This window comes from Kitasatospora sp. NPDC096077 (genome assembly GCF_040303245.1).
Lineage (GTDB): Bacteria > Actinomycetota > Actinomycetes > Streptomycetales > Streptomycetaceae > Kitasatospora.
The window spans coordinates 186214-210820 of the sequence record NZ_JBEOSV010000002.1 but is presented as its reverse complement, the minus strand read 5'-3'; the positions used below and the strand labels follow the sequence as shown (position 1 = coordinate 210820).

Annotated in this window: 24 protein-coding genes and 3 tRNA genes; 16 read left to right on the top strand and 11 right to left on the bottom strand. The window is 72.8% G+C overall.

The annotated features are described in order from the left end of the window. Nucleotides 1–23: 23 nt before the first annotated feature. From ABTZ03_RS02805 to fabF, 5 genes are all read left to right on the top strand, one after another. A complete protein-coding gene (locus tag ABTZ03_RS02805) occupies nucleotides 24–1220 on the top strand; it encodes a PucR family transcriptional regulator (protein ID WP_350511207.1) in 1197 nt (398 codons plus the stop codon). 91 nt (nucleotides 1221–1311) lie between these two features. After that, the gene (locus ABTZ03_RS02800; RefSeq protein ID WP_350511047.1) at nucleotides 1312–2280 is read left to right on the top strand and encodes an ACP S-malonyltransferase; all 969 of its coding nucleotides are present in this window, start codon (nucleotides 1312–1314) and stop codon (nucleotides 2278–2280) included. After that, entirely contained in the window at nucleotides 2277–3320 is a 1044-nt protein-coding gene (locus ABTZ03_RS02795; RefSeq protein WP_350511046.1) for a beta-ketoacyl-ACP synthase III, read from the top strand. Before ABTZ03_RS02800 ends, ABTZ03_RS02795 begins: the two co-directional genes overlap by 4 nt. 80 nt (nucleotides 3321–3400) lie before the next feature. After that, nucleotides 3401–3649 carry an acyl carrier protein gene (locus ABTZ03_RS02790; protein WP_350511045.1) on the top strand — a complete coding sequence of 83 codons (249 nt, stop codon included), beginning with the start codon at nucleotides 3401–3403 and terminating at the stop codon, nucleotides 3647–3649. Nucleotides 3650–3832: 183 nt separating this feature from the next. Next, nucleotides 3833–5095, top strand: a complete 1263-nt coding sequence (gene fabF / locus ABTZ03_RS02785) for a beta-ketoacyl-ACP synthase II (protein ID WP_350511044.1) — start codon at nucleotides 3833–3835, stop codon at nucleotides 5093–5095. A gap of 66 nt (nucleotides 5096–5161) precedes the next feature. On the opposite strand, the gene ABTZ03_RS02780 is transcribed toward fabF, so the two are convergent. Next, nucleotides 5162–5656: a DUF3145 domain-containing protein gene (locus ABTZ03_RS02780; protein WP_350511043.1), complete on the bottom strand. Its 495-nt coding sequence runs from the start codon at nucleotides 5654–5656 to the stop codon at nucleotides 5162–5164. Between the two features lie 351 nt (nucleotides 5657–6007). Continuing rightward, nucleotides 6008–7033 carry an NADP-dependent oxidoreductase gene (locus tag ABTZ03_RS02775; protein WP_350511042.1) on the bottom strand — a complete coding sequence of 342 codons (1026 nt, stop codon included), beginning with the start codon at nucleotides 7031–7033 and terminating at the stop codon, nucleotides 6008–6010. 107 nt (nucleotides 7034–7140) lie between these two features. Between ABTZ03_RS02775 and ABTZ03_RS02770 the strand changes: the two genes are divergently transcribed. Continuing rightward, nucleotides 7141–7605 carry a MarR family winged helix-turn-helix transcriptional regulator gene (locus ABTZ03_RS02770; RefSeq protein WP_350511041.1) on the top strand — a complete coding sequence of 155 codons (465 nt, stop codon included), beginning with the start codon at nucleotides 7141–7143 and terminating at the stop codon, nucleotides 7603–7605. A 120-nt stretch (nucleotides 7606–7725) separates the two neighbouring features. Continuing rightward, nucleotides 7726–9234 carry an LCP family protein gene (locus ABTZ03_RS02765; RefSeq protein ID WP_350511040.1) on the top strand — a complete coding sequence of 503 codons (1509 nt, stop codon included), beginning with the start codon at nucleotides 7726–7728 and terminating at the stop codon, nucleotides 9232–9234. Between the two features lie 16 nt (nucleotides 9235–9250). On the opposite strand, the gene ABTZ03_RS02760 is transcribed toward ABTZ03_RS02765, so the two are convergent. The 4 genes from ABTZ03_RS02760 to ABTZ03_RS02745 all read right to left on the bottom strand — a co-directional run bounded on the left by ABTZ03_RS02760 (nucleotide 9251) and on the right by ABTZ03_RS02745 (nucleotide 12140). Further along, nucleotides 9251–10162: a 1-aminocyclopropane-1-carboxylate deaminase/D-cysteine desulfhydrase gene (locus ABTZ03_RS02760; RefSeq protein ID WP_350511039.1), complete on the bottom strand. Its 912-nt coding sequence runs from the start codon at nucleotides 10160–10162 to the stop codon at nucleotides 9251–9253. A gap of 121 nt (nucleotides 10163–10283) precedes the next feature. After that, nucleotides 10284–10913, bottom strand: a complete 630-nt coding sequence (locus ABTZ03_RS02755; protein WP_350511038.1) for a GOLPH3/VPS74 family protein — start codon at nucleotides 10911–10913, stop codon at nucleotides 10284–10286. A gap of 41 nt (nucleotides 10914–10954) precedes the next feature. Further along, the gene (locus ABTZ03_RS02750; RefSeq protein ID WP_350511037.1) at nucleotides 10955–11182 is read right to left on the bottom strand and encodes a type II toxin-antitoxin system antitoxin; all 228 of its coding nucleotides are present in this window, start codon (nucleotides 11180–11182) and stop codon (nucleotides 10955–10957) included. A gap of 10 nt (nucleotides 11183–11192) precedes the next feature. After that, a complete protein-coding gene (locus ABTZ03_RS02745; protein ID WP_350511036.1) occupies nucleotides 11193–12140 on the bottom strand; it encodes an SPFH domain-containing protein in 948 nt (315 codons plus the stop codon). A 383-nt stretch (nucleotides 12141–12523) separates the two neighbouring features. Here ABTZ03_RS02745 and ABTZ03_RS02740 point away from each other — a divergent pair, with 383 nt between their 5' ends. From ABTZ03_RS02740 to ABTZ03_RS02730, 3 genes are all read left to right on the top strand, one after another. Continuing rightward, nucleotides 12524–12703 carry a hypothetical protein gene (locus ABTZ03_RS02740; protein ID WP_350511035.1) on the top strand — a complete coding sequence of 60 codons (180 nt, stop codon included), beginning with the start codon at nucleotides 12524–12526 and terminating at the stop codon, nucleotides 12701–12703. Beyond that, on the top strand, nucleotides 12687–12974 hold the full coding sequence (locus ABTZ03_RS02735; RefSeq protein WP_350511034.1) for a hypothetical protein: 288 nt from the start codon (nucleotides 12687–12689) through the stop codon (nucleotides 12972–12974). The genes ABTZ03_RS02740 and ABTZ03_RS02735 overlap by 17 nt, the downstream gene beginning before the upstream one ends. Nucleotides 12975–13152: 178 nt before the next feature. Continuing rightward, nucleotides 13153–13461: a hypothetical protein gene (locus ABTZ03_RS02730; RefSeq protein ID WP_350511033.1), complete on the top strand. Its 309-nt coding sequence runs from the start codon at nucleotides 13153–13155 to the stop codon at nucleotides 13459–13461. 311 nt (nucleotides 13462–13772) lie between these two features. Here ABTZ03_RS02730 and ABTZ03_RS02725 read toward each other — a convergent pair. Beyond that, nucleotides 13773–13846: transfer RNA gene (locus ABTZ03_RS02725), tRNA-Ile, on the bottom strand. Nucleotides 13847–14036: 190 nt separating this feature from the next. Between ABTZ03_RS02725 and ABTZ03_RS02720 the strand changes: the two genes are divergently transcribed. Together ABTZ03_RS02720 and ABTZ03_RS02715 are read left to right on the top strand one after the other, a co-directional pair. Then, nucleotides 14037–14885 carry a trypsin-like serine peptidase gene (locus tag ABTZ03_RS02720; protein ID WP_350511032.1) on the top strand — a complete coding sequence of 283 codons (849 nt, stop codon included), beginning with the start codon at nucleotides 14037–14039 and terminating at the stop codon, nucleotides 14883–14885. Between the two features lie 121 nt (nucleotides 14886–15006). Then, complete coding sequence (locus tag ABTZ03_RS02715) at nucleotides 15007–15756, top strand: trypsin-like serine peptidase (RefSeq protein WP_350511031.1); 750 nt, start codon at nucleotides 15007–15009, stop codon at nucleotides 15754–15756. Nucleotides 15757–15889: 133 nt separating this feature from the next. Here ABTZ03_RS02715 and ABTZ03_RS02710 read toward each other — a convergent pair. Next, a tRNA-Asn gene (locus ABTZ03_RS02710) sits at nucleotides 15890–15962 on the bottom strand. A 62-nt stretch (nucleotides 15963–16024) separates the two neighbouring features. Continuing rightward, a tRNA-Asn gene (locus ABTZ03_RS02705) sits at nucleotides 16025–16097 on the bottom strand. Nucleotides 16098–16342: 245 nt separating this feature from the next. Here ABTZ03_RS02705 and ABTZ03_RS02700 point away from each other — a divergent pair. The 4 genes from ABTZ03_RS02700 (at nucleotide 16343) to ABTZ03_RS02685 (ending at nucleotide 21239) form a co-directional block, all read left to right on the top strand. Next, on the top strand, nucleotides 16343–16636 hold the full coding sequence (locus tag ABTZ03_RS02700; RefSeq protein WP_350511030.1) for a hypothetical protein: 294 nt from the start codon (nucleotides 16343–16345) through the stop codon (nucleotides 16634–16636). Between the two features lie 107 nt (nucleotides 16637–16743). Beyond that, nucleotides 16744–18180 carry an FGGY family carbohydrate kinase gene (locus tag ABTZ03_RS02695; protein WP_350511029.1) on the top strand — a complete coding sequence of 479 codons (1437 nt, stop codon included), beginning with the start codon at nucleotides 16744–16746 and terminating at the stop codon, nucleotides 18178–18180. Between the two features lie 119 nt (nucleotides 18181–18299). Further along, nucleotides 18300–19703 carry a glutamate decarboxylase gene (gad, locus tag ABTZ03_RS02690; protein ID WP_350511028.1) on the top strand — a complete coding sequence of 468 codons (1404 nt, stop codon included), beginning with the start codon at nucleotides 18300–18302 and terminating at the stop codon, nucleotides 19701–19703. A gap of 450 nt (nucleotides 19704–20153) precedes the next feature. Continuing rightward, nucleotides 20154–21239 carry a helix-turn-helix domain-containing protein gene (locus ABTZ03_RS02685; RefSeq protein WP_350511027.1) on the top strand — a complete coding sequence of 362 codons (1086 nt, stop codon included), beginning with the start codon at nucleotides 20154–20156 and terminating at the stop codon, nucleotides 21237–21239. A 22-nt stretch (nucleotides 21240–21261) separates the two neighbouring features. On the opposite strand, the gene ABTZ03_RS02680 is transcribed toward ABTZ03_RS02685, so the two are convergent. Together ABTZ03_RS02680 and dnaG are read right to left on the bottom strand one after the other, a co-directional pair. Continuing rightward, complete coding sequence (locus ABTZ03_RS02680) at nucleotides 21262–22404, bottom strand: RNA polymerase sigma factor (protein ID WP_400917368.1); 1143 nt, start codon at nucleotides 22402–22404, stop codon at nucleotides 21262–21264. 191 nt (nucleotides 22405–22595) lie between these two features. After that, nucleotides 22596–24512 (bottom strand): DNA primase, encoded by a 1917-nt coding sequence (gene dnaG / locus ABTZ03_RS02675; RefSeq protein WP_350511025.1) that lies wholly within the window; start codon nucleotides 24510–24512, stop codon nucleotides 22596–22598. Nucleotides 24513–24607 lie beyond the last annotated feature (95 nt).

The window sequence follows — 24607 nt, the reverse complement described above, 5'->3', positions numbered from 1 at the left end:
GCCCCGGCCGCGCGGCCCCCCGGCTGACGGCCCAGGAGCGCCGAAACGCCGCCGAGCGGGCCGAGCGCCGGGCCGCGACGCTCAAGCGCTTGGAGAAGTCCTCCGGGAAGCTGGCCACCGCCGCGATCTCGCGGATGGACGACCAGCTCGGCTGGTACCGGCGGATGCCGCCGGAGCACCGCTCCTGGATCGGCCTGGTCGCCCAGGCCGGCATCGCCGCCTTCACCGAGTGGTACCGCCACCCCGACGCCGCCCAGGCGATCTCCACCGACGTCTTCGGCACCGCCCCGCGCGAGCTGACCCGGGCGATCACGCTGCGCCAGACCGTCGAGCTGATCCGCACCACGATCGAGGTGATGGAGGAGGCCATCGAGGAGGTGGCCGCCCCCGGCGACGAGGCGGACATGCGCGAGTCCGTGCTGGTCTACGCCCGGGAGATCGCCTTCGCCACCGCCCAGGTGTACGCCCAGGCGGCCGAGGCACGCGGCGCCTGGGACGCCCGGCTGGAGGCACTGGTGGTGAACTCCCTGCTGTCCGGCGACGCCGACGAGGGGGTGCTCTCCCGGGCCGCCGCGCTCGGCTGGGGCCAGCCCAGCCAGGTCCGGGTGGTGATGGGCAGCGCGCCGGACGGCGACAGCGAGCTGGTGGTCGAGGCGATCCGCCGGGCCGCCCGGTACGCCAAGCTGAACGTGCTGACCGGGGTGCTGGGCAAGCGCCTGGTGGTCGTGGTCGGCGGTGACAAGGAGCCGGTGCACGCAGCCCGGGCGCTGATCGGCCAGTTCGCGCCGGGCCCGGTGGTGATCGGCCCGACCGTGCCGGACCTGCTCTCGGCGACCCGCTCGGCGCACGCCGCCGCGGCCGGCCTGCGGGCCTGCGCCGCCTGGCCGGACGCCCCGCGCCCGGTGCTCGCCGACGATCTGCTGCCCGAACGGGCGCTGGCCGGGGACCAGGCGGCCCGCCGCCAGCTGGTGGAGGAGATCTACACACCGCTGGACGAGGCCGGCTCCGCCCTGCTGGAGACCCTGAGCGTCTACCTGGAGCAGGCCTCCTCGCTGGAGGGTGCGGCCCGGATGCTCTTCGTGCACCCCAACACGGTGCGCTACCGGCTACGACGTGTGACCGACGTCACGGGGTACGCCCCTTCCGACGTACGTTCGGCGTTCACGCTGCGGATCGCACTGGCCCTCGGCCGACTCACCGCCGCCGGGGAGCCCGGCTGAGCCGGGGTGTAGGGACCATACAATCCCGGATGGTTTTCTTCGTTACCGTCGCCTACCCGCCCCTGGGCGCCTGGCGAGAGAGGGTTGAACCGTGCTCGTAATCGTCGCCCCTGGACAGGGTGCCCAGTCCCCCGGTTTCCTCAGCCCCTGGCTGGAGCTCGACGGTGTCGCCGACCGCCTGCGCGGCTGGTCGGAGGTCGCCGGGCTCGACCTGGTGCACGCCGGCACCGAGGCGTCCGCCGAGGAGATCAAGGACACCGCCGTCGCCCAGCCGCTGCTGGTCGCGGCCGGTCTGGTGACCGCCCGCGTGCTGTTCCCGGACGAGGACGTCGCCCGCAAGCTGGTCGGCGCCGTCGCCGGTCACAGCGTCGGCGAGATCACCGCCGCGGCCGGCGCCGGGGTGCTCAGCGCCCATGACGCACTGACGTTCGTCCGGGAGCGCGGCCGGGCCATGGCCGAGGCCGCGACCGTCACCGAGACCGGCATGACCGCCGTGCTCGGCGGCGACCCGGAGCTCGTCGCGGCGAAGCTGGCCGAGCACGGCCTGACCGCGGCCAACAACAACGGCGGCGGCCAGATCGTCGCGGCCGGCACGCTGGCCCAGCTGGAGGCGCTGAAGGCGGACCCGCCGGCGGGCTCCAAGCTGATCGCCCTCAAGGTGGCCGGCGCCTTCCACACCGAGCACATGGCCCCCGGTGTCGAGCGGCTGGCCGCACTGGCCCCGAGCCTGACCGTGGCCGACCCGCAGGTCCGCTACGTGTCCAACCGGGACGGCGGGGTCGTCGACTCCGGCGCCGAGGTGCTGGCCCGCCTGGTGTCGCAGGTCTCCAACCCGGTCCGCTGGGACCTCTGCATGGAGACCCTCGGCCGGCTGGGCGCGACCGCCGTCATCGAGCTGTCCCCCGCGGGCACGCTCACCGGGCTGCTCAAGCGCAACCTCAAGGGTGTGGCCACGCTCGCCCTGAAGACCCCGGCCGATCTGGACAAGGCCCGCGAGCTCATCGCGGAGCACGGCGGCCAGGACCGGCAGGACCCGCAGGACCAGGAGGACCACGCATGACCAAGCCGCAGATCCGCCCCGCCACCGGCGCGCAGTACTCCCGCATCCACGGGGTCGGCGGCTACCGCCCGGTCCGGGTCATCCCCAACTCCGAGGTCCTGGAGTGGATCGACTCCTCGGACGAGTGGATCCGCACCCGCAGCGGGATCGCCGAGCGCCGCTGGGCCGGTCCGGACGAGAGCGTCGCCGAGATGTCGGTGCAGGCCGCCGGCAAGGCCATCGCGCAGGCCGGCATCGCCCCCCAGCAGATCGGCGGCGTGATCGTCGCGACCGTCTCGCACCTCAAGCAGACCCCCGCGATCGCCACCGAGATCGCCGAGCGGCTCGGCTGCGGCACCGCCCCGGCCTTCGACATCTCGGCCGCCTGCGCCGGCTTCGGCTACGGCCTGGGCCTGGCCGACGGCATGATCCGCGGCGGCAACGCCGAGTACGTGCTGGTGATCGGCGTCGAGCGGCTCAGCGACCTGACCGACAAGTCGGACCGCTCCACCGCGTTCATCTTCGGCGACGGCGCGGGCGCCGCGATCGTCGGCCCGTCCGACACGCCGGGCATCGGCAAGCTGATCTGGGGTTCGGACGGCTCGCAGGCCGACGTCATCAACCAGACCGAGGCCTGGGACACCGCCTTCGCCAAGCCCGACGCGATCAACGGCCAGTCCGAGGACCCGGAGCACGGCCGCAAGTGGCCGGCCCTTCGGATGGACGGCCAGCCGGTGTTCCGCTGGGCGGTCTGGGAGATGGCCAAGGTGGCCCAGCAGGCGCTGGACGCCGCCGGGGTCACCGCCGACCAGCTCGGTGCCTTCATCCCGCACCAGGCCAACATGCGGATCACCGACGCCATGATCAAGGCGCTCAAGCTGCCCGCGTCGGTGCCGGTCGCCCGGGACATCGCCGAGACCGGAAACACCTCCGCCGCCTCCATCCCGCTGGCGATGGAGCGCATGCTGGAATCCGGCGAGGCCCACAGCGGCGACCTGGCGCTGATCATCGGGTTCGGGGCGGGTCTCGTCTACGCCGCGGCAGTCGTTACGCTCCCCTAGGCGCGTTTCGCCCCATCCATCCACAAGCCCGTGTCCGGCCGACGGCCGGACACGTTCAACACCGAAGAGGAGCAGCCAGTATGGCTACCAAGGACGAGGTCCTGGAAGGTCTCGCCGAGATCGTCAACGAGATCGCCGGCATCCCGGCGGAGGACGTCCAGGAGGACAAGTCCTTCACCGACGACCTGGACGTCGACTCGCTGTCCATGGTCGAGGTCGTCGTGGCCGCCGAGGAGCGCTTCGACGTCAAGATCCCGGACGACGAGGTCAAGAACCTGAAGACCGTCGGCGACGCGGTGAACTACATCCTCACCAACGCCGCCGCCTGAGCGTTCGACTCGTTCGAGTCGCCCAGTCCGTCCGGCGTGACTCACGCCTCGGACGGCTGACCCGTCGGTCCGGCTCCTCCGAGCCAGGCCGACCCGCCGGCCGGGACGCCCCACCCGGGCGCCCGGCCGGGCCCTTCTTCGGCCCGCCGCCGACCCCGCACCAACGTGAAAGAAGAGAAACCAGTGACCGCTGAGAACCGAACCGTGGTCGTCACGGGTATCGGCGCCTTCACGCCGCTGGGCGGCGACGCCGCCACCACCTGGGAGAACCTGATCGCCGGGCGCTCCGGAGTGGCGGCCCTGACCGAGGAGTGGGCCGAGGACCTGCCGGTCAAGATCGCCGCGCGCACCGCGATCGAGCCGGGCGAGATCCTGCCCCGTCCGCTGGCCCGCAAGCTGGACCGCTCGGCCCAGTTCGCGCTGATCGCCGCCCGCGAGGCCTGGGCCGACGCCGGCTTCGAGACCCCGGCCACCGACGAGTCCTCCAAGCTCGCCCCCGAGCGCCTGGGCGCCGTGATCGCCTCCGGCATCGGCGGCGTGACCACCCTGCTCGACCAGTACGACGTGCTGAAGGACAAGGGCGCCCGCAAGGTCTCCCCGCACACCGTCCCGATGCTGATGCCCAACTCCCCGGCGGCCAACGTCGGCCTGGAGGTCGGCGCCCGCGCCGGTGTGCACACCCCCGTCTCCGCCTGCGCCTCCGGCGCCGAGGCGATCGGCTACGCGATCGAGATGATCCGCAGCGGCCGCGCCGACGTCGTGGTGGCCGGCGGCACCGAGGCGGCGATCCACCCGCTGCCGATCGCCGCGTTCGCCAACATGATGGCGATGTCCAAGAACAACGACCAGCCCGAGCGCGCCTCGCGTCCGTACGACAAGGGCCGCGACGGCTTCGTGCTGGGCGAGGGCGCCGGCGTGGTCGTGCTGGAGTCGCTGGAGCACGCCGAGGCCCGCAACGCCCGGATCTACTGCGAGGCGGTGGGCCAGGGCCTGTCCTCGGACGCCCACCACATCGCCCAGCCCGAGCCGACCGGCGCCGGTGTGGCCCGCGCGCTGGCCGACCTGTTCGACCGCAACGAGCTGGACAAGTCCGAGATCGTGCACGTCAACGCGCACGCCACCTCGACCCCGCAGGGCGACACCGCCGAGCTGAAGGCGCTGCGCAAGGAGCTGGGCGGGGACCTCGACCACATCCTGGTCTCGGCCACCAAGTCGATGACCGGTCACCTGCTGGGCGGCGCCGGCGGCATCGAGACCGTCGCCACCGTGCTGGCGCTGTACCACCGGGTCGCCCCGCCGACCATCAACGTCGACGAGCTGGACGACGACGTGGACGCGAAGATCGTCACCGAGGCCACCCCGCTGCCCGAGGGCCGGATCGCCGCGCTGAACAACTCGTTCGGCTTCGGCGGCCACAACGTGGTGCTGGCCTTCCGCACCCGCTGACGCACCCGTCATGAAGGGGCCGGCGCTCGGATCGAGCGCCGGCCCCTTCGTGCTGTCCCGTCGGGCTCAGACCACCTGGTGCAGCCAGCGCACCGGCGCGCCCTCGCCCGCGTAGCGGAACGGCTCCAGCTCGTCGTCCCAGGGCTTGCCCAGCAGCCGGGAGATCTCGGCCTCCAGGTCGGCGCCCTCGCTGCGGGCCCGCAGCAGGACGGCCCGCAGCCGGTCCTCCGGGATCAGGATGTCGCCGTGGATGCCCGTGACGGCGTGGAAGATGCCGAGGCTGGGCGTGCTGCTGTACCGCTCGCCCTCCGCCGTGGCGCAGGGCTCGCTGGTCACCTCGTACCGCATCAGCTGCCAGCCGCGCAGCGCGGAGGCGAGCTTCGAGGCGGTGCCGGGCTCCCCCTGCCAGGAGAGCTCGGCGCGCCAGTGTCCGGGTGCGGCCGGCTGGCGGATCCAGTCCAGGCTCACCCGCACACCGAGCACCCCCGCGACGGCCCACTCGACGTGCGGGCACAGCGCGCGGGGCGCGGAGTGGACGTACAGAACTCCACGTGTCGTCACCGGGACCTCCAGGCTGTGGACGAGGGTCGCCTTCCCCAGCTGCCTCGTGCCTGCAGTTGATCCACAGTTACCCACGTTAGCCGACATTAAGCTACTAAATTGAGCAAAACGGACAGGCTTTCGCTCAATGCTAGTCGAATCCTCAACGAGGTCTACCCCTCGGCCGGATCTCTCCCCCGAACGGCCCCATCGCCGGGCGGGACCACCGTACCGCGCGGCACCGCACCGTGGATGACGCACTTTCGGATCCGGCCGGAATGCGGTAGTGCGGCCGGATCCCCTGCGCCGTGCACGCGAACCGCCCCGCGCGCCCGGTCGGGGCGGCGGGGCGGTCAACTCCCTGACGGTGCGTCAGCCCTCCAGGTGGACGACCATCTTGCCGGTGTTGACGCCGCGCAGCAGGTCGATGAAGGCCTGGGCGGCGTTCTCGAAGCCGTCCACCACGGTCTCCTCGGTGCGCAGCTCGCCGGACTTCAGCCAGCCGGCCACCTCGGTGACGAACTGCGGCTGCAGGGCGGCGTGGTCGCCCACCAGCATGCCCTCCAGGCGCAGCCGCTTGCCGATCGCCAGCGCCAGGTTGCGCGGGGCGGCCGGCGCGGTGGTCTCGTTGTACTGGGCGATCGCGCCGCAGAGCACCGCACGGCCGTGCACGCCGAGGGCGCCGATCGCGGCCTCCAGGTGGTCCCCGCCGACGTTGTCGAAGTAGAGGTCGATGCCCTCCGGGGCGGCCTGGGCGAGCTGCTCGGCGACCGGGGCGTCCTTGTAGTTGAAGGCCGCGTCGAAGCCGTACTCGTCCACCAGCTTGGCGACCTTCTCCGCCGAGCCGGCCGAACCGACCACCAGCGAGGCGCCCTTGAGCCGGGCGATCTGGCCGACCAGCGAGCCGACCGCGCCGGCCGCGCCGGAGACGAAGACCTTGTCGCCCTCCTTGAGCGCGCCGACCGCGAGCAGCCCGGCGTAGGCGGTGAGGCCGGGCATACCGAGCACGCCGAGGTAGGCGGAGAGCGGGGCGGCGGCCGGGTCGACCTTGACCGCGCGCTTGGCGTCCAAGGTCGCGTACTCGCGCCAGCCGAGCCCGTGCAGCACGGCGTCGCCGGGGGCGAAGCCCTCGGCCTCCGAGGCCACCACGTAGCCGACGGCGCCGCCGTCCATCACCTGGCCGAGTTGGAACGGGGGCACGTACGACTTCACGTCGTTCATCCGGCCGCGCATGTACGGGTCGACCGAGAGGTCGGTGTTGCGGACCAGGATCTCGCCCGGACCGGGAGTCCGGACCGGGGCCTCGACCAGGGCGAAGTCGGTGGGCACCGGCCAGCCCTGGGGGCGGGCGGCGAGGTGCCATTCGCGGGCGGTGGCGGGGACGGCCTGCTCTGCCATGGAGATGCTCCTCGGAGGGGGGTTTCTGCAGGTGAAAGGTTGAGCAACTGAAGTAACGATGGGCATGAAAGGTTCAGGTTGTCAACTTTTCAGGTAGACTCTGGGGCATGGACACTCAGCAGACCGAGGCCGCCACGCCGCAGTCCGACGAGATCACCCGCGAGGTCGTCGACCTGATGGCCAACCTGGTCGCACTGTTCCACCGCGAGTACGAGGACGCGGCCGCCGCCCGCTCGCTCACCGGCGCCCAGGCCAAGGTGCTCGCCCTGCTGCGACGCGGCCCGCTGCCCATGCGCCACATCGCCCAGACGCTCAGCTGCGAGCCGTCCAACATCACCGGCATCGTCGACCGGCTGGAGGCCCGCGACTTCGTGACCCGGGAGGCCGACCGCCAGGACCGCCGGGTCAAGCTGGTCGCCGCCACCGAGACCGGCGCCGCCGCCTCCGAGGAACTGCGCGAATCGCTGAACTTCGCCCGCGAACCACTGGCCGCGCTCGGCCAGGCGGAGCGGACGGTGCTGCGGGACCTGCTCCGGCGGATGCTCACCGGCGCCGCCGGCCCGGGGGCGTGAGCAGCATCACAGCCCCGCGGGCCGATTCACCGGCATCACGGGGGTAACCGAACGGCCCTCCGGTGCGTCTAACGTTCGAACTGTCGAACGCTGGAGATCTGAAGACGGGGGGCACGGAGGATGGGCAGCAGCACGCGCCGGCGCCGTTACCTGCGGACCGCCATCGGCCTGGCCGCCGTTCTGGTGCTGTCGGTCGTGGGGGCGGGAGCCTGGTTCTACCACCGGCTCGACAACAACATCACCACCTTCGACGCGGGCGGCGTCGCCACCGAGCGCCCGCCCGCCCCCGTCCCGGCCAGCCCGGGCGCCCAGGTCCCGGTCAACGTGCTGCTGCTCGGCTCGGACACCCGGGACGACGGCAACAACGCACTGGGCGGCGGCGACGACGGCGTCGGCAACTCGGACACCGCGATCCTGGTGCACGTCTACGCCGACCACAAGCACGCCGTCGGCGTCTCGATCCCCCGCGACACCCTGGTCACCATCCCGTCCTGCAAGCTCACGGACGGCACCTGGACCAAGCCCCGCACCGACCAGATGTTCAACTCGGCGTTCGGCGTCGGCCAACTCGCCAAGGGCAACCCGGCCTGCACCCAGAACACCGTGGAGAAGCTCACCGGGCTGCGGATCGACCACACCGTCGTGGTCGACTTCAAGGGCGCCGCCGCGATGACCGACGCGCTCGGCGGCGTGGAGGCCTGCGTGCCCAACGACGTCAACGAGTACGGCATCCAGCTGAAGAAGGGGATGCAGAAGCTCTCCGGCAAGTCCGCGGTGGACTACCTGCGGGCCCGCCACGGCATCGGCGACAACTCCGACATAGGCCGGATGAAGCGCCAACAGGCCTTCCTCTCCTCGATGATCAAGAAGGTCCAGGACCAGGGCTTCTCGCTGCCCACCCTGCTACCGCTGGCCGACGCCGCCACCAAGTCGCTCACCGTGGACGAGGGCCTCGGCACCGCGATGAAGCTGGTCGACTTCGCCCGCTCGGTCGAGGACATCAAGCTCTCCGACGTCACCTTCGTGACCGCCCCCTGGCGCTTCGCCGGGGAGCGGGTGCGGCTGATCCAGCCGGACGCCGACGAGCTGTGGAAGCTGCTGCGGGAGGACCGCACCCTGGACGGGCACAGCACCGCCGGCACCAACGCGGCCACCGCCTCCGCCGCCGCCTCGCCGAGCGCGGGCCCCGCCACCGACGCGCCGCTCACCCCCGACCAGGCCGCCGCCCCGATCACCGTGGTCAACGGCGTCGGCACCGCCGGGCTGGCCGGCTCCGGCGCCGAGACCCTCAAGGGCCGCGGCTTCCAGAACGTCACGCTCGGCGCCAACCAGCCCGGCAAGCAGCACACCGAGGTCTCCTACGACCCCACCCTGAAGGCCGCCGCCGACCAGGTCGCGGCGCTCTTCCCGGGCGCCCGCACGGTCGAGGAGCCGGGCTCCGGCGGGATCACCCTCACCCTCGGCCCGGACCGGCAGTCGCCCGGCACCCAGCTGGACTCCGTCTCCACGCCCTCCGCCTCGCCCACGGGCACGGGCACGGGGACGCCCAGCGGGATACCGACCGGCATAGCGGAGAACACCCGGGGCGCCGACACCGACCCGTGCGCCGACCTGACCTTCGGGTCGTAGCGCGGGTCCGTAGCGATCACTCCGGATCCGGCAGTCCGGTGACCACGGCCGTCAGGCGGGTGCCCCGCGGGAAGGCGCCCGCGGCGGCCAGGTCGGCCAGCGCGGCCAGCAGCTTGGCCACGTACCGGTGTTCCACCGGGATGCCGTGGCGGCGCTCGAACTCCCCGGCGAAGGCGGCCAGTTCGGCCGGGACCTTGCCGTAGCCGCCGCCGTGGTGGGCGTGGTCGATCCGCCAGTTGTCGAACGCGCGCCCGTAGGCGGCCCGGTGCAGCCGGGCGACCTCCGCCTCCAGGTAGCCCTCGCCGCCGCGCAGCACGGCCACCCCGAGCGCCCGGGCCCCCGTCGGCAGGCCCGCCGCGATGCCGGCCAGGGTGCCGCCGGTGCCGACCGGGCAGCAGACCACGTCCCGTCCGTCCAGGTCGGGCAGTTCGGCCGGGATCGCGGCCGCGCCGATCGCCGCCAGGGCGTTGGAGCCGCCCTCCGGGAGCACCAGGCAACGGCCCCAGCGCTGCCGCAGGCCGTCCGGGCCGTACTCTCCCGGCACCCGGCCGACGGCCTCCCGGTAGGCGGAGCGGGTGAGGAACTCCAGCCGCATCCCGGAGCGTTCGGCGGCCCGCAGCGACCAGTTGCGCGGCCGGTCGGCCAGCTCCTCGCCGCGCACCAGCCCGACGCTCTCCAGTCCGAGCGCCTCGGCGGCCGCCGCGACCGCCCGCAGGTGGGTGGAGTACGCCCCGCCGAAGGTCAGCAGCCGGGTGTGGCCCTGCTCGACCGCGGCGGCCAGGTTGGGCGCGAGCTTGCGCCACTTGTTGCCGGGCACGCCCGGGTGCAGCAGGTCGTCCCGCTTGAGCCGCAGCTCCACCCCGGACCGGGCGAAGGCCTCGTCGGTGCAGTCCACCAGCGGGGTCGGCAGCAGGGCGGGTTCGAGCATCCGGCCAGCTTACGGGCCCCGGAAGCCGAGCGGCCCGGCCGCCGTGGGGCAGCCGGGCCGGGGGCGCTGTTCCGGGGGCGCCGCTTCGGGGGCGCTGTTCCGGGGGCGCTGTTCCGGGCGGTCAGACCGCCGCGCCGTCCGCGTGCCGCGCGGCGATGGCGCGGCGCAGGGCCCGCGGCACGGGGCCGGCGGCGGGCACCAGCTTGTCGATCCGGTCCCGGTGCTCGCGCCGCCGGCGCCAGGCCAGGACCGATCCCAGCCGGGCCGCGTCGACCAGGGCCACCAACGCGGCGTCCGCCGGGTCGACCCGGCTGAACGGGCCGCTCAGCGCCGACTCGACGCCCGCCGTCAGCGCCTTGCGCACCCGGGGCTCCGGAAGGGTGACCCGGGCGACCGGGAAGAGCCCGAGCAGCCGGTGCTCCTCGACCCGGATCCGACCGGCGGCCGCGAGTCCGTCGCGGACCATCCGCACCGATCCCCGCTGGCGCCCGATCCAGCTCTTCCAGGTACGCCGCCGCCCCTGGCGGATCTGCTCCAGCAGTGCGGCGGAGAGCGGGTCGAGCCCGTCCGTCGCGCCGTCGACGGGGGCCGGGTGCCGGCCGTCGTCACGGATCAGCTTGCGGCGCAGGAGCTCGGTGAGCGCCGCCGCCCGCAGGGTCAGATCGAGGTCGGTCGCGTGGGTGGGCCGCCCGCGCTCGGGGTCGAGGGCGAGCAGGTAGAGCTTCTCGGGCAGAGTGACGGGCAGGTCCATCTCGGTCTCTCCGAAAGGTCTGTGGCGCCCGGCCACCGCGGTCAGTCCTCGGCGGGACCGCCGCTCTCCGGGCTTTCCTTGGGCGGTCGGCCGCGCCGGGGAAGCCGGGCCGCACCGCTGGGCATCCGGCCCGCCTCGGTGAGGGCGCGGCGGAGCACGAACTCGATCTGCGCGTTGGTGCTGCGCAGTTCGTCCGAGGCCCACCTGGCCAGCGCGTCGTGAACCGAAGGATCCAGTCGCAGCAGGAGCTTCTTCCGTTCCGTCGCCAACGCCGCGCCCTTACTGGTAGAGGGAGCCCGTGTTCACGACGGGCTGGGTGCCCCGGTCGCCGCAGAGCACCACCAGGAGGTTGCTCACCATGGCGGCCTTGCGCTCCTCGTCCAACTCCACCACGTCCCGCTCGGCAAGCCGGTCCAAGGCCTCCTCGACCATACCGACGGCACCCTCGACGATCAGCCGCCGGGCGGCCACCACGGCCCCGGCCTGCTGCCGCTGGAGCATCACCTGGGCGACCTCGGGGGCGTACGCGAGCCGGGTGATCCGGGACTCGATGACCCGCACCCCGGCCGAGGCGACCCGGGCGGCGATCTCGGCGGAGAGCTTGCGGGCGATCTCGTCCGCGCCGTCGCGCAGCGACAACTGCCCCTCGTGGTGGGCGTCGTACGGATAGCTGGTGGCGATGTGCCGGACGGCCGTCTCGGTCTGGATAGCGACGAAGTCGGTGTAGTCGTCCACCTCGAACACCGCCATCGCGGTGTCCTCGACCTGCCAGACCACCACGGCGGCCATCTCGATCGGGTTGCCGTCCGCGTCGTTGACCTTGGCGGTCTCGGTCTCGTGGTTGCGGATCCGGGTGGAGATCCGGCGCCGGCTGGTGAACGGGTTCAGCCAGGCCAGCCCCTCGGCCCGGACGGTGCCGCGGTAGCGGCCGAGCAGCTGGACCACCCGGGCCTGCCCGGGCGAGACCACCACCAGCCCGCAGAGCAGCACCAGCGAGGTCAGCACCACCAACGGTCCGAGGATCACCAGCGGGATCCCCACCCCCTTGTTCCCGCCCGCCAGTTGGACCCCTCCGGCGATCAGCGAGCCGAGCCCGGCCAGCACGCCGAGCAGCGCCCCGCCGAGCACCGGCAGCCCGGGGGCCCCGGTGATGATCCGCTCGGTGACCTTCGGAGCCGGCAGGTCGACGGCCGGGCCGTCCTCGACGGCGATGTGCGGTGTGGTCATGGGACCCACTCCCCCCAGTGCGATGTCCGCAGCGCGGATGCCCGCGCCTGCTGTCAAAGTGATATCACTTTTTCCGACACCGCAACAGGGCGTACGCACCGGCTTCGCCGACCACACGCGCCCACCCCGCACGAACTGTCGCGAACACGGCCGACGCCACTCATCGAAACTGACGTATCGTCACCTTCAGGGCGGGCCCACGCCCGAGGATGTCAGCATCGGCCCCAGGCCGATCACGCAGCTTCCGGGCGGCTACCACCTCGCCGGCGTCAGCCCGGTGGGCGGCACGCCGCCGGCAGAGCACGTACCCGGCATGTACGTACCTGGCCAACGCAGACTGCTGATCAATTCAACTGCCAAGACACCCAGTAGTGTTGCCGTCCATGAGTTCGGGCACGCGGTCGATGCGCAACAACCCCCGTCCAACTCCGTACCTCCGCCAGCCGCACGAGTACTTCGCCGAGGCGTTCAATCAATGGACGGCCAAAACGCTGGAGAAATTCACATTCGGCGACCGCGAGGCGGCACAACTCCTGAAGGAGTATTTTGAGCGAGCACTCTGAGCCTTACGAAGTCACCGACTACCCGATGTTGGACGCGGACGGCGTCACCATCTGGCTGAAGTACGGCGGAAGGACCGTGGAGGGGTACTTCTACGACGGGTGGTACAAGTTCGAGCCCGGAGATCCCCGCTACGACGAACTCCTCCCGCAGGCCCAACAGAACCCGCAGGACGTCGAAGAGGACGAGAGCAAGGCCGATGTTCACCCCGAGACCTTGGCCATGCTGCAGGACATGCGGCGCAAGACGCGGGAGCGGAACGCGGGACAGTAGCAGAACCGCTGGCAGGCGGCCCCTCGTGTAGGGCCCAGGACCGGTGGGGTCCAGACCCGGCAAGCCCTGTCGAGCGCGCCCCACGAGCCCATTGATTCGGAAGGGCCATTCGCTGGAAGGTCCGGCCACGGGACGTTCAGGGATGTCATGGTGCACTTCACCGGGCCGGAGGCGGCATATGGAGACTGAAGAATACGAGAGGAACCGCAGCAGGATCATCGACTCGATCCGTGACTGCTGGACGTCCGAGCAAGCAGTCGTCCCAGTACTGCGAAAGCTGGTCGACGAACTGGGACCTTCTGACGACAGAGCTGGAACGGCCTTCCAGGTCGTCACCTACATGGCGCGGGCCTTCCACATCCGGCTGGCGATTTCCGGGAAATTCACGCGCTGGCACGTGATCGGCGGAGATCTTTCGGACGAAGAAGCCGAGGAGAGATTCGAGGGATTCATCGTCTGGCCCCAGGAGTCCCGCTCTTGCCCATAGTCCTCCGCGAGTGAACCGATCCGGTGAGGCTCCGCAGTAACGACTGCGGAGCCTCACCGGCCTCCTGCGCAGCGGGCGATGTCTGGGGCTGGGCCCATGCATCACCGTCAGCAGAGGAGCCGGACGGGCTCACGCGGTTCCCATGGGAGGCTCAAACCCCACGCCGCTCCCATGGCGTTCCCATCCGGGTGAATTCTGGCGCGGCAACAAGGTCCGGGCACGCCCTGTGCCCTAGAGTTCCGAGCGAAACATGAGCACGTTTTCGCAGGTCACAGGCGACTCGCCTGGAGGGCGGCCACGCTGGCTGAGAGTGGGGCGGGTGGGACTCGAACCCACGACCAAGGGATTATGAGTCCCCTGCTCTAACCGGCTGAGCTACCGCCCCGGTTCGCCGCGCGCGCCGGTCGTCGACCACGGCAGCAGCAGACGGCCCCGCGAGGCCGTCCCGGGCAGCATAGCCGGTCGATCACCCGTGGTGCGCGCCGGGGGCGCAGCTGGGTGCGCGACGGTGCGCGCCTCTCCGGGCGGCCGAGCCCGGGTGGCGTCGACGGGCCCCGGCAGGGCAGCCTGGACCGATGACGATGCGTGGGGCGGGAGCCGCGGCCGGGGTGCTGGTGCTGGTGCTCGCGGCGGCGGGGTGCACCACCGCCGCGCGGCCGGGCAGCATCGCCCCGACGGTCACCTCGGCGCCGCCCGCCACCGCCACCAACGGCCACGGCTGGAACAAGCAGCGCTTCAAGGGGGCCGTCGGCCGGCACACCGGGGTCACCCGCACCGCCAAGCCGACCGTGCTCAACGGCCTGGTCGGCGCGGTGTTCACGCGCAACGCGGACGGCGACCACTTCTGCACCGCCAGCGTGGTGGACAGCGCCGGGCTCAACCTCATCGTCACCGCCGCCCACTGCGTCTGGGACCCGAAGATCGGCCAGCGCGGCGACCTGGTCTTCGTCCCCGGCTACCGCAACGGCGACACCCCGAGCGGTGTCTGGCCGCTGCTGGCCGTCACCGTGGACGACGGCTGGAAGGACCACGCCGACCCGGACATGGACGTCGCCTTCGCGGTCGTCCAGGCGCAGAACGGCCAACAGGTGCAGCAGGTGCTCGGCGCCAACCAGCTGGGCGTCAACCGCGGTTACCGGGTCCCGGTGCGGGTCACCGGCTACCCGGGCAGCAGCGACGTCCCGATCACCTGCGCCAACACCACCTCCGAGCAGAGCGCCACCCAGCTGCGGATCGACTGCCCCGACTACACCGGCGGCACCAGCGGCAGCCCCTGGGTCACCGACTTCGACCCGACCACCCGGACCGGCACCGTGGTCGGCGTGATCGGCGGCTACCAGGAGGGCGGCAACAGCCCGGACACCTCGTACAGCAGTTACTTCGGCGACCGGGTCCAGGCGCTCTACGACCGGGCCACCGGCTGAGCCGCCACCGCTGTTCGAACACCCGGCAGTGGCGCCACCGGGCGGCGCCTGGTAGATCTTCCTCTCGAACGGCGGAACGCACGGCCCGGATGCCCGCCCCGAGGAACGAGACGGAGCGCCGATGGCCCCCCGCCCGGTGCCGCCCCCGCGCGCGGCCGGAGCGACCGCACTGGCCGCCCTGCTGCTGGCCACCGGCACCGCCTGCGGCGGTGGATCGGACCAGCCGCCGAACGCCGAGGTCGCCCAGCAGAGCGCGGCCCGGGACCGGATCGGCACCCTGTCCATCCACTCCGCGCAGGGCCCCCGCTCCTGCACCGCGAGCGTGGTGCGCAGCCCCGGGCGCAATCTGCTGGTCACCGCCGCGCACTGCGTGCAGAACCAGCAGGTCGGCCTGCTGGACGGCCTGGTGTTCACCCCCGGCTTCCGCAACGGGGCCACCCCGTACGGCAGTTGGCAGGTGCAGTCGATCACCGTCGACCCCCGCTGGACCGACGACGACGACCCCGACTACGACGTGGCGTTCGTCACGGTCCGCGCGGTCGGCGGCCGGCAGATCGAGGACGCGGTCGGCGGCAACCAGCTCGGCACCGGCAAGGGCGTCGGGCTGGCGGTCTCGGTGACCGGCTACCCCAACGACAGCGACGAACCGATCACCTGCGCGGTCCGGACCCGGTCGCAGAGCGGCACCCAGGAGCGCTTCGACTGCGGCGGCTACACCGACGGCACCAGCGGCAGCCCGTGGGTGACCGGCGACGGCGCGGTGGTCGGCGTGATCGGCGGCTACCAGGAGGGCGGGGACACCCCGGGCACCTCGTACAGCGTGGCCTTCGACCAGCGGGTCGCCGACCTCTACCGGAAGGCGACCACCTGACGGCCGGCGCCCGTGGCGCGCCCCCGCCCGACCGGCGGGGTGACGCACCCGACACCGGCCCGGGCAACACGAAGGCCCCCCGGTCGTCCGAGGGGCCTTCGCTCTGAGCAGTCACCGGGCGGACCCGGTGCAGCTCCCCCAATTGGACTCGAACCAATAACCTGCCGATTAACAGTCGGCTGCTCTGCCAATTGAGCTATGGGGGATCGCTGTGCTGAACTTCCTTACCTGGCACGGGACTCGTGCTCCTAGGAGCACTCGTCCCGAGCTCCCCCAATTGGACTCGAACCAATAACCTGCCGATTAACAGTCGGCTGCTCTGCCAATTGAGCTATGGGGGATCGGCTTCCGCTTCGGCTCCCGTGACCCGGGCTCCTCGGCGCTCGCTGCGGGACATACATTAGCGCACTCGGGGGGGTGGTCCGCCAATCGCTTTCGCCGGCCGCCCCGGACCGCCCGCCCGGCGTGCCCCGCGCGCGCCCCCGACGGCCCCCGGAGGATGCTGGGGTGACGCGGACGGTTCGCCGTCCCGGGCAACGGGTAGGGCAACGCGGCAGAAGGCCGCCAGGAGAGGGTGGGTCCGATCATGTGGAAGCTGTCGTTGGCCGTGGGTTTCGCGGCCGGCTACGTCCTCGGCTCGCGGGCCGGACGCCAGCGCTACGAACAGATCGCCAAGGTCACCCGGCAGATCGCGCAGAACCCCACCGTGCAGGGGGCGACCGACCGGGCGCGCCAGCAGGCCGGCGCGGTCGCGGGGAAGGCGGCCGGCGCCGTCGCCGACCGGGTCGGGGACCGGCTGCCCAACGCGGTCACCGACCGGGTCCCGTACTTCAGCCGGTCCCGGGCCGAGGACGACGGCTGGGGTACCGTCCGACCGTGACGGGGCGGTGACCCCCGGGCAAAGAAGGCCTCAACCCGGGGTCCCGAACAGGCAACGGCTCACCCGGCCCGGACGCGTCCCGGGCCGGGCTGAGGCATGATCTCGGCATGGCCATCGTCGCGGGGATAGACAGCTCGACCAGCCGCACCCGGATCGTCGCGTGCGACGCCGACACCGGTGCCGTCCTTCGAGCCGGCAAGGCCCCCCACCCCGTCCCCGAGGACCAGGACCTGCGCCCCGGCGAGACCGACCCGCAGGTCTGGCTGCACTCGCTCGGCGACGCCGCGGCCGGCGGGCTGCTGGAGGGCGTCCGGGCGATCGGCGTCAGCGCGCAGCAGCACGGCATGATCGGCCTGGACGCGGGCGGGGTGCAGGTGCGGCCCGCGATCCTCTGGAACGACCCGCGCTCCGGCGGCGCCGCCGCCAAGCTGCTGGACGCCCTCGGCGGCCCGGCCGCCTGGACCGCCGCGATCGGCGCGGTGCCCGGCCCGACGTACACCATCGCCAAGCTGCGCTGGCTGGCCGAGTTCGAGCCGGCCAACGCCCGCCGGGTCGCCGAGGTGCTGCTGCCGCACGACTGGCTGGTCTGGCAGCTGCTCGGCCACCCCAAGCGCCGCACCACCGACCGCGGCGACGCCTCCGGCACCGGCTACTGGTCCCCGATCACCGGCGAGTACCGGCAGGACCTGGTCGAGCTGGCGCTCGGCCACGAGCTGCGACTGCCGGACGTGCTCGGCCCCGCCGAACCCGCCGGGCACACCCCCGAGGGCCTGCTGATCTCGGCCGGCACCGGCGACAACATGGCCGCCGCCCTGGGCCTGGGCCTCGGCCCGGGCGACGCGGTGGTCTCGCTCGGCAGCGCCGGGACGATCTTCGCGGTGCACGAGCACGCCGTGATCGACGCCTCCGGCCTGATCTCCTCCTTCGCCGACGCCTCCGGCCGCCACCTGCCCATGGTCGCCACCCTCAACGCCGCCCAGGTGCTGCGCTCCACCGCCGGCCTGCTCGGCCGGGACCTGGACGGGCTGAGCGACCTCGCCCTGCACTCCTCCCCCGGCGCCTACGGACTGGTGCTGCTCCCCTACCTGGACGGCGAGCGCACCCCCGCGCTGCCGCACGCCGCCGGCACCCTGACCGGCCTGCGGGCCGAGGCGATGACCCCTCAGCACCTGGCCCGGGCCGCCGTCGAGGGCATGCTCTGCAACATCGCCGACGCGCTGGACGTGCTGCGCGCCCAGGGCGTCGGGATCAAGCGGGTCTTCCTGCTCGGTACGGCCGGCCGGCTGCCCGCCGTGCGGCACATCGCCCCGATGCTGTTCGGCGTCCCGGTCGTGGTGCCCCCGCCGGGCGCGCACGCCGCCCGCGGCGCCGCCCGGCAGGCCGCCTGGGCCCTGGCCGGCACCGCCGAGCCGCCGGAGTGGGAGCTGCCGGACGCCGAGACGGTCGAGCCCGAGGGCGAGCAGGACCTGGCGATCGGCTCGGCGGTGCGTCAGCAGTACCGCGCCGCCCGGGACCAGATCCACCCGGAGGCGATCTCCTCCTAAGGCGTGTCCCCGCCCACGTCGCGGGTTGGCCGAAGTCCGTCGATGAAGATGCGTCACCCGGCGCCCGGTGGCAGCGTGGGTCAGGACACGGCCACCGAGGCGAAGGGCGGCAGGAACCCATGGCCCTGCACAAGGGGACCGGCGGCGACCGCCGGCTGAGCGTCAATCCGTTCCTCGGCATCACCGACCCGCTGGGCGCGATGGAGCTCGCCCCGCCGGTGCACCGGCTCGGCGAGGGCCCGGTCGCCGCCGACACCGCGTACCAGCTGGTCCACGACGAGCTGATGCTGGACGGCAGCGCCAAGCTCAACCTCGCGACCTTCGTCACCACCTCGATGGAGGTGCAGGCCACCCGGCTGATGACCGAGTGCCTGGACAAGAACATGATCGACAAGGACGAGTACCCGCAGACCGCCGAGCTGGAACGGCGCTGCGTGGCCATCCTCGCCGACCTCTGGCACGCCCCCGACCCGGACACCGCGGTCGGCTGCTCCACCACCGGCTCCAGCGAGGCCTGCATGCTGGCCGGGATGGCGCTCAAGCGCCACTGGATGCGCCGCAACGCCGAACGCTACGCGGCCGGGGCCCGGCCCAACCTGGTGATGGGCGTCAACGTCCAGGTGTGCTGGGAGAAGTTCTGCACCTTCTGGGAGATCGAGGCCCGCACCGCGCCGATGGAGGGCGACCGCTTCCACCTCGGCCCCGAGCAGGCGGCCGCGCTGTGCGACGAGAACACCATCGGCGTGGTCGGCGTCCTCGGCTCGACCTTCGACGGGTCGTACGAGCCGATCGCGGAGATCTGCGCCGCCCTGGACGAACTCCAGCAGCGCACCGGCCTGGACGTCCCGGTGCACGTGGACGGCGCCTCCGGCGGCATGGTGGCGCCCTTCCTCGACCCCGAGCTGGTCTGGGACTTCCGGCTCCCCCGGGTGCGGTCGATCAACACCTCCGGCCACAAGTACGGCCTGGTCTACCCCGGCGTCGGCTGGGCGCTGTGGCGGGACAAGGAGGCGCTGCCGGAGGAGCTGGTCTTCCGGGTCAACTACCTGGGCGGCGAGATGCCGACCTTCGCGCTCAACTTCTCCCGGCCCGGCGCCCAGGTCGCGGCCCAGTACTACCTCTTCCTGCGGCTCGGGCGGGCGGGCTTCCGGGCCGTCCAGGGCGCCTGCCGGGAGGTCGCCACCTACCTGGCCGGGGAGATCGGCAAACTCGGCTGCTTCCGGCTGCTGACCCACGGCGACCAGGTCCCGGTGTTCGCCTTCACCACCACCGAGGACGTGCCCTTCGACGTGTTCGACGTCTCGCGGCGGCTGCGCGAGCGCGGCTGGCAGGTGCCCGCCTACACCTTCCCGGCGAACCGGGAGGACCTGTCGGTGCTCCGGGTGGTCTGCCGCAACGGCTTCTCCCGGGACCTCGCCGACCTGCTGCTCACCGACCTCACCCGGCTGCTGCCGGAGCTGCGGCGCCAGCCCGTCCCGCTCCAGGAGCTGGGGGTGCCGGTCCGCGAGGGCTTCCACCACTGAGGCGTCCACCGCTGAGGCGTCCACCGCCGAGACGTCCGGCCGACGCCGCGTCCCGGCGGGCCCGGACATGCCGCGGCGGGAGGACGCAGGGATGCGCCCTCCCGCCGGGTGGTCCCGGTCGGTCGGGGCAGCCTCCCCCCGCGAGGCTGCCCCGATCGGTGGGGGTACCGGGACTCCGCGTCGGGCCGACCACGGCCAGCCGGCCCGGGCCCGACGAAACGGCCGGAGCGGTGGGCCGCACCGGCGAGAAGAACTCTGCACGACGAACGCATGACCGATCGAGCACCCCCGGGGGTTGTGAGACACTTCCGTCCGTCTCAATGCCGTGACCTGGTGTTTGGGACGCCGGGCCGCTGAGGTTGGAGAAGGGGAGACGCCGAACGGCCGGACCGGGTCGGTCTCGTACCCCCGTCCACCGTTGTCCCGTCCCGCGACTCATGGAGGGCCGCATTGGCTGCCGCCTGGAAGGACCTGCCCGAAGAGCTGTCCGAGCCCGCCCGACTGCTGGCCCAGGAGCTCCGGACGATCAAGGACGCCGCCGGACTCTCGCTGTCCGAGCTGGCCGCCCGGACCCACTACAGCCGGGCCTCCTGGGAGCGCTGGCTGAACGGCAAGCGGGTGGTCACCGAGCAGGCGCTGGAGACACTGATCGGGGCGGTGGACTGCGACGCGGCGGCGCTGCGCGGGCTGTGGCGGCGGGCGGTGGAGCCGGTGGCCGAGGAGCCCGCGGACGGCGTGGCGGTGTCCGAGGGGCCGGTGTCCGAGGAGCCCGCAGACGGTGTGGCCGTGGCCGTCGAGGTGCTGCCCGACGAGCCCGCCGCCGACTCAGGCTCCGACACCGACCCCGCCGCCGAGCCCGCCCCCGCGTGGTGGCGGCGCCCGGTGGCGCTGATCCCCGGCGCGGCGGTGCTGGCGCTGCTGCTGGTGCTGGTCGGCCTGCGGGTCAGCCGGCACGACGACCAGGCCTCGGCGGCCGACGTCCCGGCCACGACCGCCAAGCCCGCGCCGTCCGACCCCGCCTGCCGGGCCCTCGGCTGCGCCCACAAGGACCCCAAGACCACCGGCTGCGGCAAGGACGCCCGGACCCTGCAGACCCAGGTGATCGGCAAGGTGGTCGTCTACCTGCGGTACAGCCGGACCTGCCAGGCCGCCTGGGCGGCGATCACCGAGGGCGAGCCCAAGGACTCCGCGGTGATCACCGACAGCACCGGGGACAGCGAGACCGCGCTGATCCACTGGGGCTACGACAACTACTCGCCGATGCTGAACGCGGCGGACCCGTCGATGGGCTTCCAGGTCTGCGGCTACCAGCCGGCCGGGAACGACTGCACCGGGACCGTCACCGACCTGGCCATGGTGGTGGACTCCACCCCGATCCCGATCGGCCCCGCCTCACCGCCGCCGGGCACCGGGGCCGCGGCCGCGACGCCGAGCGACTCGGCCTCGCCGTCGGCCTCGTCCTCGGCCTCGACGGACCCGACCCCGAGCCCGGCCCCGGCCACCGACCAGGCCTCGCCCAGCCCGTCCGCGTCCTAGGACGTGTCATCCGTACGGTCCGCTAGTCGAGGTAGCCGCGCAGCTGCTCGGCGTAGGCGTGGTCGCGGAGCTTGACCAGCGTCTTGGACTCGATCTGGCGGATCCGCTCCCTCGTCACGCCGAACACCGTGCCGATCTCCTCCAGCGTGCGCGGGCGGCCGTCGTCCAGCCCGTAGCGGAGCTGGACGACCTGGCGCTCCCGCTCGCCCAGGGTGGCCAGCACCGCGTCCAGGTGCTGACGCAGCAGCAGGAAGGTCGCGGACTCGGCGGGCGAGGCGGCGTCGGCGTCCTCGATCAGGTCGCCGAGCGCGACGTCGTCCTCCTCACCGACCGGGGTGTGCAGCGAGATCGGCTCCTGGGCCAGCCGGAGCAGCTCGCGCACCCGCGGCTCGGTGAGCTCCAGGGCGGTGGCGATGTCGGCCGGGGTCGGCTCCAGGCCGCGTTCCTGGAGCAGGACGCGCTGCACCCGGACCACCCGGTTGATCAGCTCCACCACGTGCACCGGCACCCGGATCGTCCGGGCCTGGTCGGCCAGTGCCCGGCTCATCGCCTGCCGGATCCACCAGGTCGCGTAGGTCGAGAACTTGTAGCCGCGGGCGTAGTCGAACTTCTCCACCGCCCGGATCAGGCCGAGATTGCCCTCCTGGACCAGGTCCAGCAGGGTCAGCCCGCGGCCGACGTAGCGCTTGGCGACGGACACCACCAGGCGCAGGTTCGCCTCGACCAGGCGCCGCTTGGCGATCCGGCCGAGGACCACCAGGGTGTCCAGCTCGCGGCCCAGCGGGTCGGGCGGCGGCGGGTCGCCGTTCAACCGCTCCTCGGCGAACAGGCCGGCCTCGATCCGGCGGGCCAGCTCGACCTCCTCGGCGGCGGTGAGCAGTCGGATCCGGCCGATTTCGCGCAGGTACTGGCGCAGCAGGTCGGCGGCCGGACTGCCGCCCTCGACCCGCTCGGGCGGGCCGTCCTCGTCGGACTCCGCCCCGGTCTCCCGGTCCGGGCCGTCGGGGTGACCGTCCGGCAGCTCCCCGGCGGGGACCCGCGCGCCGTCCGGGGTCGCCGCCCCGGCCCGGCCGTGGTCCGTCTCCTGCTCCCCCGGCACGGGTCCGGCGGGCTCGGCTCGTCTGGTGGCGGTGGTCGTTGCGACCGGGCCTTGGTCCACGGGCATCCCCTCGGGGCGGGCGCGACTCTGGCGGACCCGCGCTGAACGGAGGTGGGACGTCCTCCAGTGTGGGGTACGCCACGCTCCGTGGCCGAGACTCCTGCGCGGACTTTCTGCGCAGGACTTCCGGGAGTACCGGGACCTCCGGGGAACCCCGGGGCTCCGGACGGTCCCGGGGCCTCCGGGGCCCGCCGGGCCTACAGGGCCGCCGCGCCGCCGCTGCGCAGCTGCTGCCCGTACTGCTGGAGCTGCCACAGCTCGGTCTGCACCGCGTGCAGCTGCTCGGCGTCCGCCCGGTGGCCCAGCCGCTGGAGGTAGCCGCGGACCTCGGCGATCCGCCGGTCGACGGCCAGCAGCCGCAGCTTGACCAGGAACTCCCCGGCGTAGATCGCGTCCGCCTTGCGCAGCGAGCGCACGGGTTCGACGGTCAGCTCGGTCACCAGCGAGCGCACCTGGTCGTCCGGGGCCGCCTCGCGCACCGTGCTGGTGAAGTCGGGCAGGGTCGCCCCGTACGCGGCGCCGCCGGCCTTGCCGATGGCCTGCCGGACGGCGGCGTACGGCGGGGTCGGGAACTCGTCCTCGCCGTAGTGGTCGAAGGCCGGGCTGACCAGGTCCGGGTACTGGAGCGCCAGCTTGAGCAGCTCGCGCTCGACGAACTGGGCCGGGTCACGCGGGTTGAGCCGGAACGCGGGCTGGGCCGGGCGCGGCTGCTGGACGGGCTGCTCGGTGCGGCGCAGCTGGCCGTTGGCGCGCGGGTTCTGCTGCTTCTCCCGCTCCCAGCGGGCCAGCTGGGAGATCCGGCGGACCACGAACTGCTCGTCGCCCGGGTTCACCCCGAGCATGCCGGCCAGCCGGATCGCGTACCCGTGCCGGATCGACGGGTCCTTGATCTTCGCCACGATCAGGGCCGCCTCCTCCAGCGCGGCGGCCTGCCCCTCGGGGGTCTCCACCCGGTGCTTGGACACCGCCGTGTTGAGCGCGAACTCGAACAGCGGGACCGGGTTGTCGATCAGCTGCCGGACCGCGTCGTCGCCCTGGGCCAGGCGCAGCTCGCACGGGTCCATGCCGCCGGGGCTGACCGCGATGGAGGTCTTGGCGGCGAACTTCTGGTCGTCCTCGAAGGCGCGCAGGGCGGCCTTCTGGCCGGCCGCGTCGCCGTCGAAGGTGAAGACCGTCTCGCCCCGGTACTGCGAGGTGTCCATCAGCAGCCGACGGATGATCTTGATGTGGTCCTCGGCGAAGGCGGTGCCGCAGGTGGCCACCGCCGAGGTGACCCCGGCCAGGTGGCAGGCCATCACGTCGGTGTAGCCCTCGACCACCACCGCCCGGCCCGACTTGGCGATCTCCTTCTTCGCCAGGTCGATGCCGTACAGCACGTGGGACTTCTTGTAGATCGGCGTCTCGGGGGTGTTCAGGTACTTCGGCCCGTTGTCGTCCTCGCGCAGCCGGCGGGCGCCGAAGCCCACCACCTCGCCCGCGATGTCCCGGATCGGCCAGACCAGCCGGCCCCGGAAGCGGTCGATCAGGCCGCCGCGCTGCCCCTGGGAGGCCAGGCCGCCCTGGAGGATCTCCTTGTCGGAGAAGCCCTTGCCGCGCAGGTAGCGGACCAGGTGCTCCCAGCCCACGGGGGCGTAGCCGACGCCGAAGGTCCGGGCCGCCTCCTCGTCGAAGCCGCGCTCGGCCAGGAAGCGGCGGCCGATCTCCGCCTCCGGCGAGGCCAGCTGCTCCTGGTACCAGGCCGAGGCCACCTTGTGCGCCTCGACCAGCCGGGTGCGCTCGCCCTGCTGGTGGCGGGGGCTGTAGCCGCCCTCCTCGTAGCGCAGGGTGATGTTGGCCTGGGCGGCCATCCGCTCGACGGCCTCGGCGAAGGTGAAGTGCTCGATCTTCATCAGGAAGGCGATGGTGTCGCCGTTCTCCTGGCAGCCGAAGCAGTGGAAGACGCCCTTGGCGGGGTTGACGTAGAAGGAGGCGGACTTCTCGTCGTGGAAGGGGCAGACGCCCTTGTACTCGCCGCCGCCACCATTGGTCAGCTGTACGTAGTCGCCGACCACCGCGTCGATCGGCAGTGCGCTGCGCACCGCCTGTACGTCTTCGTCCCTGATCCGCCCGGCCACCCCGGAAGTCTACTGGGGCGGCCGGGGTTTCCGACTGCCCCGGGGCGGACCGGCGGGGCCGGGGACGGGTGACCTCGGTCTCCCCCGCCCCGGCC